Origin of the sequence: Paenibacillus sp. EPM92, from assembly GCF_016586185.1 — a bacterium.
In the GTDB taxonomy this organism is placed as follows: Bacteria; Bacillota; Bacilli; order Paenibacillales; family NBRC-103111; genus Paenibacillus_G; species Paenibacillus_G validus.
The window spans coordinates 37,669-51,160 of sequence record NZ_BCPS01000087.1 but is presented as its reverse complement, the minus strand read 5'-3'; the positions used below and the strand labels follow the sequence as shown (position 1 = coordinate 51,160).

Below are 13,492 nucleotides of genomic sequence, written 5' to 3'. Positions count from 1 at the left end.
CGATACGCGGGAAGAAATCTTACGGGCCGCAGACATTTATATCGACAATGACATCTATATCGAAGGCGGACCCGCAAAGCATGCGATTCAGCAAACCTTCTTCCTGTACTACTATGAGCCGGGCGGAAACCGAATTGAGGTCTGTACCGGAGGCTATTTCATTTATGCGCCGGATGCGGAGACCATCACCTGGAGCCAGGCAGAACGCGCCAGAGGGCAGGCTTGGCTGACGCCTACGATCTCCACATTCCATACATACGGCACACCGGTAGTGGACAAATAGTACGGACCCAACCATGTAATCAGCCAAGGAGGGATAGACTATGATTGACAGCAATACGAATTTATTAGTTGTAAGCGCTCACGCCGCCGACTTTGTATGGCGGGGAGGCGGCACCATTGCGAAGTACGTCAAGCATGGCGCCCATGTATCCCTCGTCATTTTGAGTTATGGGATCCGGGGGGAATCCAACGATCTTTGGAACATCGAAGGGCAAACCTATGACAATGTGAAGAAAATACGCAGAAGCGAGATTGAGGAAGCCGCACAGGCTTTGGGAATAACCGATATGGAGTACTGGGACTATCAGGATTACCATATGCAATTGGGCGAAGAGCGGATGGAGCGGCTCGTACGCAAGATTAGGGAAGTGAGGCCGCACGACATTCTGACGCACGGATTCAAAGACGCCTTCAATCCGGATCATGAAACGGTGGGTAAATTCGTTTTTGATGCGAGCGTATTGTCAACCTCTAACGGCGTTAGAATCGACGGAACGGCAACGGCTAAACAATCACGTATATTCGGCTTCGAGCCGCATCAATCGGAAATTAGTGACTTTAAACCTGAACTTATCCTTGATATTACGGAAACCTATGAACAAAAATTAGCTGCGATGGAAGCTTTTAAAGCGCAAAAACATTTGCATGATTACTATGATGCAAAAGCCAGGCTGAGAGGCAACCATGCACGCCGGGTATCGGGAAACAACCAGTATAAATATGCGGAGGCTTTCAGCCGGTTCTTTCCTTATGTGGGAGGAGAATTTGTGTGATGAATAAGTACGTCGTCAAAAATATCAAGCGGCCGGATGAGCAACTTATAGCAGAATATTCGAAGCTGGATGTTTCTACCGTTCACGAAGCTCAGGGGAAGATAGGCCTTTTGAGCCGGGAGATCAAGTCGATATCAAGCGGGGCCGCAATTTGCGGCCCGGCGGTAACGGCTGTTTGCTATGCTGGGGACAACTTGATGATCCACGCCGCCATTGAAGTGTGCAGGCCCGGCGATATTCTTGTCATCAGCACCATTGGTGAAAATGCCATCGGAATGATCGGTGAGCTGATCGTCATGGCGTTAATGAAACGCGGCGTAAAAGGCGTCATCACAGAATCCGGAATTCGCGATGCGGCTCAAATCAGGGAGCTCGGGTTTCCGATCTGGACGAAAGCGATTCACTCACAGGGCGCGGTGAAAACCCGGGGCGGATGGGTAAATGCTCCGGCGGTATGTGGCGGCGCCGCGGTGAATCCGGGGGATCTTATGATGGCGGATGATGACGGTATCGTGGTTGTGAAGCGTGATGACATACGATCTACGCTGGAAGCGTCTAAACAGAGAATGCGGAAAGAGGAAGGCACGAAAGAAAAAATTGCAAGAGGAGAGCTTAGCCTCGATTTTTATCAGCTGCGGGAAGTTTTGCAGCGGGAGAATGTTCATTATTATGAGGACGAAGATCAAGTGAAGGCATAAGCGCATACAGCACCGGAATTGTAACGGGAATCGGTCTTCATTCGAATGTGAATAAGATGATAAGGGTGAATAAAACAATGTCGACTTATGTGTTGATTCATGGTGCTTGGCATGGAATCGCCATGTAAAAAAGTTTTCACAATAGACACCGATCATTCTCCATTTTATTCGGCACCTGAGGAGCTGGCCTCCATTCTGCTGTCCGTCCAAGAATAGTTAGCCGCAGAGAAGGAAGTGGTTGTGGAAATAGTTCGAAATATAAAGGATTTTCGACTGTTTCCACAAATCATTGAAAGGTATTTATTCTTTTTTTATGCATGAAAGGAACTACATTTGTTGACTTTTTTCAACAAAACCAGTATATTTTTTGTAAATCAAAATTGTAGTACGATTTTGATTTAATACTTTTGTATCGTGGGGTTAATTATGAGCGCACAAATGGAAACCGCATATGTATATATAAAAGAAAGAATTTTAAACAATACCTATAAACCTTCTCAAAAGCTGACTGAAATTCAACTTGCTGATGAAATAGGCGTGAGCAGAAATACAATAAAAAAAGCGTTGTTAAAACTCGAACAGGAAAATTTGGTGGAGATGGAGGAAAATAAAGGGGCAACCATTAAATCCTTCACATTGGAGGAAATTTTAAATTATCTGGAAATTAGAGAAGCTTTGGAAGTTCTCACTATAAAATCGGCCATCCATCAGATGAGCGATGCGGATATCAAGGAACTGGGTCAAATTTTGAAGGATATGGAAATACAAGTTCAAAACGGCAACTTTACTCAATACTCGGCCCTGAATAAACAGTTTCACAATATTATTTATAAGTCCTCAAAAAACATACAGTCAGTAGAACTGATTAATCTGATCAAAACTCAATTGTCAAGAGTGGATATTCGTTCCGTTTTGGTCCCAGGAAGAAATCAACAGTCGCTCGAAGAGCATACAAGAATATTTCAAGCACTAAAAAATCGCGATGAGAAAGAAGCGGAAGAAGCGATGAGGGCACATATCTCGAATGTACGTCGTACCATACGGGACAATCATTTGATTTTATTGTGAAAGGCCCTCCCTATTTTCGGTATTAATCCATTCCGCGGGAATGTGAATAAGGAACTTCTTTCAGAAAACAAATAAGACGTGAAAATGAAATTTGGTCTGGGTAGGCGAAACTTTCAGTCACGTCTGTTTTTGTTTGTTTTTTTACGCTCTGACGGTAAGCCGTTGGTTACGGGTGAAAATGGAAGCGCTAATTTAGTAGATTTTGAACGGGAAAAAAACATGGGCAATCAACTGATAACGACCGTCTATATACTAAACAACGAGGTGTAATGAATCATGGATGTGCCGAGAATTGGCTTTATCGGTTTCGGAGAAGCGGCGTTTCATATCAGCAGCGGACTATGGTCGGAAGGAATTGAACAAATAGTTGCCTTTGATGCGATGTTGGAGGATTTAGCCTACGGTCCGCTCATCAAAGAACGCGCACAAGCTGCGCATGTATCGTTAGTTTCATCGCTGCAGCAGCTTATAGAAAGCAGTGATGTCATCCTTTGTGCAACGAGTGCGAAATATGCGGTAAAAATTGCTGAAGATGCCGTTAAATTTGTGAAGGATAACCAACTGTATGCGGATTTGAATTCGGCATCACCGACGGTTAAAAAGGAGATAGCCACGATAATAGGTGCTTCGGGCGCACTATTTGTGGATGCGGCAGTAATGGAAGCGGTGCCGCCCTATCGGCACAAAGTTCCGATTTCCGTGAGCGGCAACGGAGCTTCGCGGTTTGCGGATCTGATGGGCGCATACGGAATGAACATAACTGTCATTAATGACAAGGCGGGAAGTTCTTCCGCAATGAAGATGGTCCGTAGTGTGTTTATGAAGGGGTTTACGGCATTGTTGCTCGAAACACTTTCGGCGGCCCATAAATCCGGTGTTGAGCGGGAAATTATCCAATCCATCGGGGGGACTTTGAGTGATCGCTCCATAGTGGAGTTGGCTAACCTGCTCATAACTCGTACTGCCGTTCATGCGGAACGGAGAGTAGCGGAAATGGAGGAGGTCACGAACACTTTAAGGGAGCTGAATCTTGATTTTGCTATTTCCGCAGCGACCAAAATCAAGCTCCAGCATCTGGTGGATATGGACTTAAAGCTGTACTTTAATGGGAATGCGCCTGAGCGGTATGAGCAGGTTCTTGAAGCGATAAATGAAATCTCACAAGTATCGAATTAATGGCGACGTCTGTATACGCTTAAAGAATTTACGAGAATCATGTGAGAGTTAGGGGGACGATTATATCGTATTTCTGATTCATCCATCATCTTCATGAAGGTTTCATTTTATTTTCATGGTTCCTTCATGAACATAATGGCTGACAGTGATAATATCTCTATAGCACTAAATACAACTAAAGATTTGATGTACATTTAGGAGGAAAAGGATTATGTCTCTAATTGGAACCGAAGTAAAACCGTTTAAAGCATCAGCGTATCAAAATGGTAAGTTTATCGAAGTTACAGAAGCCGATCTAAAAGGGAAGTGGAGTGTAGTTTGCTTTTATCCTGCAGACTTTACATTCGTTTGCCCAACCGAGCTGGAGGATCTTCAAAACCAATACGAGACCCTAAAGGGACTCGGGGTTGAAGTGTATTCCGTTTCAACCGATACCCATTTTACACATAAGGCATGGCACGACAGCTCAGAAACGATTGGTAAAATTACCTACGTTATGATCGGAGATCCTTCACATACGATTTCCCGCAACTTCGATGTGCTGATCGAGTCAGAGGGTCTGGCTGATCGCGGGACTTTTATCATCGATCCGGACGGTATCATCCAAACCGTTGAAATCAACGCTGGCGGCATCGGTCGCGATGCAAGCATTCTTGTTAGCAAGGTCAAGGCAGCACAGTATGTTCGAAACAACCCGGGCGAGGTTTGCCCAGCTAAATGGCAGGAAGGTGCTGAAACACTTAAGCCAAGCCTTGAACTCGTAGGAAAGATTTAAGGGGCTCAAAATATGATACTAGACGCGGATATCAAGGCACAATTAAACCAATACCTTCAGCTCATGGAAGGCGACGTGCTAATCAAAGTTAGCGCAGAGTCCGATGCGGTATCTACTAACATGCTGGCCTTAGTGGATGAAATATCCAACATGTCGTCCAGAATTACGGTAGAAAAAACAAAATTACCGAGAACGCCGAGCTTTAGTGTGAATCGTGTGGGCGAAGATACTGGGGTAACTTTTGCCGGTATTCCTCTGGGACACGAATTTACTTCATTGGTGTTAGCTCTGCTGCAGGTTAGTGGACGAGCTCCGAAGGTTGAACAGAACGTAATTGACCAGATTAAAAACATCAGCGGTGAATATCATTTTGAATCTTATATCAGCCTGAGCTGCCACAACTGTCCCGATGTTGTTCAGGCACTGAACTTGATGAGCATCCTCAATCCAGGCATTACGCATACCATGATTGACGGGGCGGCGTTTAAAGCGGAGGCAGAAAGCAAGAACATCATGGCCGTGCCATCTGTTTACCTCAATGGTGAATTCTTCGGTAGTGGTCGTATGACGCTTGAGGAAATTCTTGCCAAGATGGGGAATGCTCCGGATGCTTCAGATTTTGATAACAAGGATCCATACGATGTGCTTGTTGTCGGGGGCGGCCCAGCTGGTGCAAGTGCAGCGATCTATGCGGCACGTAAAGGCATTCGCACAGGCATTGTTGCGGAACGCTTCGGCGGTCAGGTCATGGATACCGTAGGTATAGAGAACTTTATTAGCGTTAAATACACCGAAGGTCCTAAGCTCGCAGCGAGTCTTGAAGAGCATGTGAAAGAGTACGGCATTGATGTAATGAAATTACAGCGCGCCAAGCGTTTGGAAAAAAGGGACTTCATCGAAGTTGAACTCGAAAACGGTGCTGTTCTAAAGAGCAAGACCGTCATCCTTTCAACAGGTGCCCGTTGGCGCAATGTTGGCGTACCCGGCGAAGCGGAGTTCAAGAACAAAGGTGTAGCCTATTGCCCTCATTGTGATGGTCCTTTGTTTACAGGAAAACGCGTAGCGGTTATTGGCGGCGGTAACTCCGGTATTGAGGCGGCCATTGATCTTGCAGGCATTGTGGGCCATGTCACCGTTCTTGAGTTTATGCCGGAGCTGAAAGCTGATGCTGTATTACAAGATCGTCTTTACAGTCTGCCTAACGTAACGGTTCTAAAGAACGTTCAAACCAAAGAAATTACCGGTACTGACAAGGTAAACGGTATCTCCTACATTGAGCGCGATACAGGAGCGGTTCAGCATATTGAATTGGAGGGCGTGTTTGTTCAGATCGGTCTTGTACCCAATACCGATTGGTTAGGCGATACGGTCGAACGCAATCGCATCGGGGAGATCGTTGTAAATAGCCATGGCGCTACGAACGTACCTGGAGTGTTTGCAGCAGGTGACTGTACAAACAGTCCGTATAAGCAGATTATTATTTCTATGGGATCGGGTGCTAATGCAGCCTTAGGCGCATTCGATTATCTAATCCGTAATTAACCAGATTATTATATTACGTTAATATTATCCCCTTTAAGTAGACAGTAAAAGGAATGACATTTACTGTTGATCTTGGAGGGGATATTTATTATGGCTAGAATACGACAAAGTTATGCAAGCACAGCCCTCGTTATTTTTGCACCGGCTTGAGTTTATAATTTGTTAATAGTTTATTTAGATAGATTCAATAAGCCCCGATTATAATGAAAGGGAAGGAAACGTTTCCCCAATATGAAATAAAGGAGATCCGAAATGAAACTCAGTAAAAAATCGATTAGCGTCCTCTCATTTACGATCGGAGCGTGTGTCTTTGTATCCACAGCCTTTGCCGATATGGCGCTTGGCTCAGGCTATGACCGGTTAAAGAGTTCCGTAAAAAATACCTCCGCGCAGATGGAGAAGGGATTGAACAACTACACGGTCGAGGCGCTGTTCACGCTGAAGGATAACGATCAAACCTTCCTTCAGGCCTCCACCTTCAATAAAATCGATAATGAAAAGCAGGCATCTGAAAATTCTACTAAGACTCAATATTCAAATGGCGAAACGACAACCAATTACTCGTATTCCGATCAAAAGCTTTCGATTTGGAAAAGCGGAACGGACGACAAATATTATGTGACGGAATACCCCGACGATATAGACAGGGGGAGCGGGAACAGATTTGATAACCCTTTTAACGAGAAGGGGGCGCCAGAGGTCGAGAAGATCGTTGACGCATTGGTTGGCAATCTGAAAGACTATGTGCAGGTTGAAGAAAGGCCTGAGGGCGGACGAGTTTACTCGGGAAGCTTGTCTGAGGCGCAAGTGCCTGCCGTAGTAAATGCTGTCTCTTCCTTCGGTATAAAGCAGATGATTAGCGACCAAAGCCGCATGGATAGAAATTCGAAGCTGCCGGAAATTGATAGTGATATTTTTGTTAAAAAGGTATCGGGCACAGCCGTTGAAAACAAAGCGGGATTATTGGAAAATTTGACGGGTGATGTGATTCTCTCCGGGAAAGATAAAAGCGGAGTACAGCATGATTTATCGCTGAATGTGGTTCTCAAGCTTTCCGACATTGGAAATACGAAGATTACAAAGCCTGACCTGACAGGCGCAAACGTCGAGAAGGTAAGCCAGTCCGGCGGCTTTAGCAGTAAGTATGCGGGGAAATATAAAAATAACATCATTATCGAGAAAGACGGGAAATTCGTGAAAATCGGTGAGAGAATCCTTGAAATCACGAGCGTGGAAAATAATAAAGTGACCGGCAAGTATTACGAAACCGTGAAGCCCGGATTCGAAGCCGAATATCCTGACAAGTATAACTTTACTTTTGAATATAATCCGAGCAATTCAAAGCCTATGTCTTTCTTTACTTATACAAATGCTAAAGGCGAGCAAGAAAACGGGCAGCTTCATCCGAGCGGCTCCGGAAAAATTTATCTCGACCTGAACATCGAGATCTTGGACAATAACTCGTATAGATCCAACACCAGTCACCAACATTTCGATGGGGAATTTAGCCGCGTATTTGAAGAGTAATCGAAAGGCTGTCCCTAAAGTGAACCTTCACTTTAGGGACAGCCATGTCATATTTATTGGGGGATGTTATCATTGACGAATAAAGCTATTGAAATCACCGGTTTAACCAAAGTATATAAAAACGGCCGGGGAATCAGCGATTTGAATTTGGAAGTCGATCAAGGCGATATATTCGGTTTTTTGGGGCCAAATGGCGCAGGAAAGACGACCGCTATGAAAATGATGACGGGACTCCTGAAACCGGACCGCGGCGATGTGAAGATTTTTGGCGCCAGCATTTTAGAGGACTATGTTAATGCTATGAAGCATGTGGGCTGTATTATCGAGACAGCGGAGTCGTATCCTTATTTAACGGCAAACGAAAACCTGAAGCTGTTTGCCAGGTTTTATCCGCAGGTTGACCAGCAAAGAATTGACGAATGTCTTGAAATCACCGGCATGTTAAAATATAAACATGAAAAATCAAGAAAGTTCTCGCTTGGTATGAAACAAAGGCTTGGGGTAGCGGCAGCGATCCTGTCGAAGCCAAAGCTGTTAATATTGGACGAGCCATTGAACGGACTTGATGTCGAGGGTATGCTGGATATGCGGAAGATGATTAAACGGCTTGCCAAGGAAGAAGGCACGACGTTCTTTATTTCCAGTCACCTGATTCATGATGTGGAGCTTACCTGCACCAGAATCGGAGTGGTTTACGGCGGAAAGCTTGTCAATGTGGATTATACCCAAAATATCCTTTCCAATTATTCTTCGCTTGAAAATTATTTTGTTAGTGAGGTGGACCGGAATGGCAGGGTTTAAGGCTGCATTTATCAATGAAATCGTCAAGCTGTTGAAAAAGAAAAAAATGATAGCGGCTGCCATTTTGTCCATTCTTGCCGTTGTGATTGGACAAATTGCCGTAACGGCGATTAAGCATGGCCTTGGATTAAGAGTTGTAGGCAGCAACGAATTTCCTTTAGTGGTTCTATCGATGTTTACTTACACGATCCTGCCTCTATTTGCAACCTTTGTAGCCATCGATATGTTTAACGGCGAATTTTCGTCAAATACAATGAAAATAACGCTCACAAGGCCTGTTTCCAGATTCGGCGTATTTAGCGCGAAGGTTTTAAATTTAGCCTTGTTCATTATTGCAAACCTGCTGTTTGTCATGATTCTTTCTTTACTGGCCGGGCTCATATTTAATCCTTCGTCCGCCAGCCTGATCGGTATCGTAAGGGTCGTTTTGTCATATGCCGCAACGTTTTTTCCTGTTTTTGTGTTTGCCCTTCTCGTTGTATTGCTATCCAATATACTTCGGGGAGGACTGGCGGTTTTTTTTCTCTCGATTATTGTTTTTATCGGGTTTAACTTTTTAGGCATCGTTTTTTCCAATTATTCGAGTTTTTTTATCACATCCATGTTTGACTGGTACACGCTCTGGATTTCGGAAACGGTCAATGGCTTTAAAATTTTCCGCCAGATCTTAATCATGTCGGGCTGTGGTATAATGTTATTTACAGCGGGTTATTATTTGTTTGACCGCAAGGATATATAGAAAGGTAATTCCAATGCAATTAACCAAACGCTTTTTTACGATGAATGCGCTCGCCGTGCTGGTTTCCATTGCATTAACCGTTTTGGCTGTCATTATATTTGTTGCCGCTTATACGAAAGTGGTTGGCCCGGAAGCGGATATCAACGATTTGAAAAGGATCTTTGAAGTCAGGTCGGGGATCGGTGAGATCAAGAGGGCAGCGCAGACACTCGAGTTCGAACAGCTGCTTGATAAACCCTATCAGCAGGAGCTGTCCGATCGGGTTAAGGCTTTGGGGGCTAATGCCGTTATTTTGAAAAACAGAGAAGTATTATATTCCACAAAAAAGTTTAATGAAATCGATATTGAAAAAAGCTTGATGCTATCCGACAATGCGCCTAATCTTGATACTTTAGAGCTGGATGGCAGAACCTTTATGTTTGCCAGAGCGGACTATAGCCTTCATTCGGGAGATGAGGGCGTTTTGCTGCTGCTTGCGCCGATCAAGCTGAAAACGGGCTTTTACCTGTTTCTTGGCATTTTTACGGTCAGCTTTTTTATCCTTTCTTTTTTGATCATGAACTTTTGGGTTTCCTACCGGTTCTCCCGCGGCATCATTACACCTATTTCCAGGCTGAGGGATGCCGCTGTTAAAATTAGTGAAGGCGATTTAAGCTGCGGGATTGCGGAGGAAGGCGAAGGAGAGGTCAGGGAACTGTGCAGGACGCTGGAGTTCATGAGGATTAAGCTGAAGGAGTCTATTTATCTGCAGCAGAAATACGATGAAAACAGGAAGTTTCTGGTATCCAGCATCTCTCACGACTTAAAGACCCCTGTTACTTCCATTAAAGGATATATCGAAGGCATTATCGACGGGGTAGCCAAAACACCGGAAAAAATGGAGGAATACCTGGAAACGGCACGATCAAAGGCGATTCTGGTGAACGCCATGATTGATGATCTTCTGTTGTACTCCAAGCTGGATTTGAACCAAATCCCTTATCATTTTGAGAAAACGAATCTGGAGCCATACTTCGAGGATTGCGTTTCTGACCATCGCTATGAATATGAAAAGGCGAATATAAAACTGGCGCTTATCAGTGAATTGAAGGAGACCGTCTATGTCTTAATCGATAGAGAAAGGTTAAAACGGGTCATTCAAAACATTCTTGACAACGCCAAGAAGTACATGGAAAAGGCTGACGGACAGGTTCGTATTATATTAAGGGAAACCCGGACATCCGCTATAATAGAAATCAGGGACAATGGAAAAGGAATACCCGAGAACGACCTTCCCCATATTTTTGAGAGATTTTATCGTGCGGATCCGTCAAGAAAGAGTGCGGACGGCAGCGGCCTTGGGCTGGCTATTGCTCAACAAATTGTGGAAGGTCACGAAGGAAAAATTTGGGTCAGAAGCTCAGTAGGGGAAGGAACCCGCATGATGATATCTCTGAAAAAGTTTTAGCATTTTTGGAGGTTAGGATGAAAAGGATACTGATTATTGAGGACGATCAAAGTATAGCAAATCTGCAAAAGGATTATCTTGAGCTGAGCGGCTTTTCAGTTAAGATCGTGAATAGCGGAACGGACGGTTTGAAAGTCCTTGAGGAGGAAGCGTTTGACCTTATTATTCTGGACATTATGCTGCCGGGGATGGACGGATTTGAGGTTTTGAAAACGATCCGCGAGAAGGAGGACATTCCCGTGCTTCTTGTATCGGCCAGGGCGGAGGAAATTTATAAAATTAACGGTTTCGGTCTCGGCGCGGATGACTATATTACAAAGCCTTTCAGCTCCGGTGAACTGGTGGCCCGGGTTAACGCTCATCTGAACAAGTTTGAGAGGATGAAAGAACGGTTTGGTAAGGTTGATGAGGTCAGCAAGATCCAGGTCAGGGGACTAGAGGTCCAAAAAGATTCCAGAAGGGTTTTTGTGAACGGGAAAGAGGTAACGATGGCTCATAAGGAATTTGACCTGCTTCTGTTTCTCTTGCAAAATGCCAATCGGGTATTCGGCAAGGAAGAGCTTTTTGAACGGATTTGGGGGATGGATGCGCTTGGTGATGCGTCTACGGTTACGGTACACATCGCCCGGATCAGGGAGAAAATCGAGGAGAACCCGTCCAAGCCTCAATATATAGGTACGGTCTGGGGATCCGGGTACAGGTTTATGGTTTGACAACGAATCTAAAGAGAGCCTGTCAGGTACGGTTTTCGCCTTGACAGGCGGCAGTGATTCTGAAATGTGAATGAATAATAATGAATAGCTGAATAATGAGATGCATTTGAAGAATCGTAAACGCTTTGCAAGGAATCTCTTGCAAAGGTTTTTTTATTGTGGCTGCATTTCGAAAAAGCTCATCTCAGCGACCTATCCTTTTTTGATAACGGGTATTTTATGTTTGCTCTACGAAAGTTGCTATTATTTATATATAATCTATTTAAGGATAAGAGCGGCAAAAAAGGGGTATCGGGCGATGATTTTACCGACAAAGCTACACATTCCGTATTCACGACGTCATGTGCTTATGGAACGCCTACCGATCATGGAGATGCTGAATGAGGGATTGCATACGAAACTGACTTTCGTGACGGCCCCTGGGGGTACGGAAAGACAACAGCTTTGAGTCAGTGGGTACAGCAAAGCGAGATACCCGCCGCATGGGTTTCCCTGGATTCGCAAGATAATGATCTGTATCAGTTTTGGAGCTATATCATCGCGGCTTTTGACAGCAAGACTCCTTCTTTTGCCACGGCTATGGATCCGTATTTGTCTGCGCTGAAAACCGGAGCTGTTGAGCCTTTACTTGCAGCGATGATTCATGAGTTTAGCATCCGCGGCGAGGAATTGGCGATCATTTTAGACGATTATCACACGATTCATCTTTTTTCCATTCACGCATCGGTGGTGCGATTGCTTGAGAATGTGCCGGAGAATATCCATTTATATATAGCGAGTCACATTCAATTGCCCTTCCCTGCGGCAGGTGGATCAGCGGTTTGCATCTTGCTGCGATATCGCTGCAAGGCAGTGACGATGTTCACGGATTTATTCATGCTTTCAATGGTGAGCATCGCATTATATCCGATTATCTTTTTCAGGAAGTGCTTCGCCATCAGTCTCAAGAGATTCAGTCTTTTCTCTTGGAAAGTATCCGGAACGTTTCAAACGATTGAATTTGCCTGCGGCTAATTGGTTGGAGAAGCAAGGCTTTTTTGAAGAGGCCGTGGAGCACTTTCTTATGGGGCAGCACTACGCCGAAACTTGAACAGATAAAGCCGAAGATCGATTCGCCGGCTAAGCATCTTTTTTTGAAAAAGTTGGAGAGGGAGAAAGCTTTTTGTCACTAAAGGGTCCCTGGAAGACGTGGACGCTTGGCTGCAAACTTGCGGCTATAAGCACACGGATACAGTTTCACTGCATCATGTCATAGAATATCTTCAGCTAGCCAAGGTGCTTACGGAATATGGGGCATATCCGGAAGCTTTGCAAATTCTGGAGAACTTATATCAGCTTGTCCATAGCGAAAATCGACTTAGAGATAAAATTAGGGTGTTCATTCTGCAAAGCTTGGTCTTTCATCGAATGGGGGATGAAGGAAACGCCCTGATGAAGCTGGAAGCAGCCCTAGGACTGGCAGAACGTAGTGAATATCTTCGCAGTTTCGTGGACGCGGGAAATCATATGGCGGACTTGCTGTGTCGATATATCGAACATAGGCAAGACCATCATTCTAGCGTTGGATCATCCGAAGTCTCCTTGCTATACGTCAACAAAATACTTCAGTTGATGGATGAGACGAGCAAAGGAGGAGCTGTCTCCTGGTCACTGCTCACGAAACAGGAACTGAAAATTATAAGAATGCTGGAGAAAGGAATGTCCAATAAACAGATCGCCGAGCAGCTCCGGGTTACAGTCGAGACGGTGAAGAGTCATATGAAAAATATCAATAGAAAGCTTGGTGTAAACAGCAGGCTGCAAGCCCTGCAGCGGGGGAAGGAACTGAACTTGCTATAGAAGCATGTGTTCATCTCCCTCGGAGCACGGAAATTCCCCCCTCCTTCTCCCCCGCTTTGGGGATTTTTTTATGGGTAGAATAAGTCTATAGTATGAGTATGATAACCTGGTG

The 13,492-nt window shown here is 44.7% G+C and carries 14 protein-coding genes and 1 pseudogene; all 15 read left to right on the top strand.

The window, feature by feature from the left end:
• The coding region (locus JMF85_RS22555) for a VOC family protein (protein WP_483874223.1) at positions 1 to 283 on the top strand (283 nt) is incomplete at its 5' end.
• Between the two features lie 40 nt (positions 284 to 323).
• Complete coding sequence (locus JMF85_RS22550; protein WP_174817587.1) at positions 324 to 1,055, top strand: PIG-L deacetylase family protein; 732 nt, start codon at positions 324 to 326, stop codon at positions 1,053 to 1,055.
• Complete coding sequence (locus JMF85_RS22545; RefSeq protein ID WP_127608385.1) at positions 1,055 to 1,753, top strand: 4-carboxy-4-hydroxy-2-oxoadipate aldolase/oxaloacetate decarboxylase; 699 nt, start codon at positions 1,055 to 1,057, stop codon at positions 1,751 to 1,753. Before JMF85_RS22550 ends, JMF85_RS22545 begins: the two co-directional genes overlap by 1 nt.
• Before the next feature lie 426 nt (positions 1,754 to 2,179).
• On the top strand, positions 2,180 to 2,821 hold the full coding sequence (locus JMF85_RS22540; protein ID WP_127608333.1) for a GntR family transcriptional regulator: 642 nt from the start codon (positions 2,180 to 2,182) through the stop codon (positions 2,819 to 2,821).
• Between the two features lie 276 nt (positions 2,822 to 3,097).
• The gene (locus JMF85_RS22535; protein ID WP_201318949.1) at positions 3,098 to 3,997 is read left to right on the top strand and encodes an NAD(P)-dependent oxidoreductase; all 900 of its coding nucleotides are present in this window, start codon (positions 3,098 to 3,100) and stop codon (positions 3,995 to 3,997) included.
• Between the two features lie 211 nt (positions 3,998 to 4,208).
• Complete coding sequence (ahpC, locus tag JMF85_RS22530; RefSeq protein ID WP_054799352.1) at positions 4,209 to 4,772, top strand: alkyl hydroperoxide reductase subunit C; 564 nt, start codon at positions 4,209 to 4,211, stop codon at positions 4,770 to 4,772.
• 12 nt (positions 4,773 to 4,784) lie between these two features.
• The gene (gene ahpF, locus JMF85_RS22525; RefSeq protein WP_141335513.1) at positions 4,785 to 6,314 is read left to right on the top strand and encodes an alkyl hydroperoxide reductase subunit F; all 1,530 of its coding nucleotides are present in this window, start codon (positions 4,785 to 4,787) and stop codon (positions 6,312 to 6,314) included.
• Between the two features lie 405 nt (positions 6,315 to 6,719).
• Positions 6,720 to 7,841 (top strand): hypothetical protein, encoded by a 1,122-nt coding sequence (locus JMF85_RS22520; RefSeq protein WP_236595955.1) that lies wholly within the window; start codon positions 6,720 to 6,722, stop codon positions 7,839 to 7,841.
• A gap of 72 nt (positions 7,842 to 7,913) precedes the next feature.
• The gene (locus JMF85_RS22515) at positions 7,914 to 8,642 is read left to right on the top strand and encodes an ABC transporter ATP-binding protein (protein WP_236595954.1); all 729 of its coding nucleotides are present in this window, start codon (positions 7,914 to 7,916) and stop codon (positions 8,640 to 8,642) included.
• Positions 8,629 to 9,381, top strand: a complete 753-nt coding sequence (locus JMF85_RS22510; protein WP_127608338.1) for an ABC transporter permease — start codon at positions 8,629 to 8,631, stop codon at positions 9,379 to 9,381. The genes JMF85_RS22515 and JMF85_RS22510 overlap by 14 nt, the downstream gene beginning before the upstream one ends.
• Before the next feature lie 13 nt (positions 9,382 to 9,394).
• Positions 9,395 to 10,828 (top strand): sensor histidine kinase, encoded by a 1,434-nt coding sequence (locus tag JMF85_RS22505; protein ID WP_201318947.1) that lies wholly within the window; start codon positions 9,395 to 9,397, stop codon positions 10,826 to 10,828.
• Positions 10,829 to 10,845: 17 nt separating this feature from the next.
• Positions 10,846 to 11,541: a response regulator transcription factor gene (locus tag JMF85_RS22500; RefSeq protein ID WP_054798517.1), complete on the top strand. Its 696-nt coding sequence runs from the start codon at positions 10,846 to 10,848 to the stop codon at positions 11,539 to 11,541.
• Positions 11,542 to 11,985: 444 nt separating this feature from the next.
• Entirely contained in the window at positions 11,986 to 12,555 is a 570-nt protein-coding gene (locus JMF85_RS22495; protein ID WP_201318946.1) for a hypothetical protein, read from the top strand.
• A 156-nt stretch (positions 12,556 to 12,711) separates the two neighbouring features.
• A pseudogene (locus JMF85_RS28460) lies at positions 12,712 to 13,059 on the top strand (hypothetical protein); the annotation flags it as partial.
• Positions 13,048 to 13,380 (top strand): response regulator transcription factor, encoded by a 333-nt coding sequence (locus JMF85_RS28455; protein ID WP_308645034.1) that lies wholly within the window; start codon positions 13,048 to 13,050, stop codon positions 13,378 to 13,380. The pseudogene JMF85_RS28460 and the gene JMF85_RS28455, both read left to right, overlap by 12 nt.
• The last annotated feature ends 112 nt before the right edge of the window (positions 13,381 to 13,492 follow it).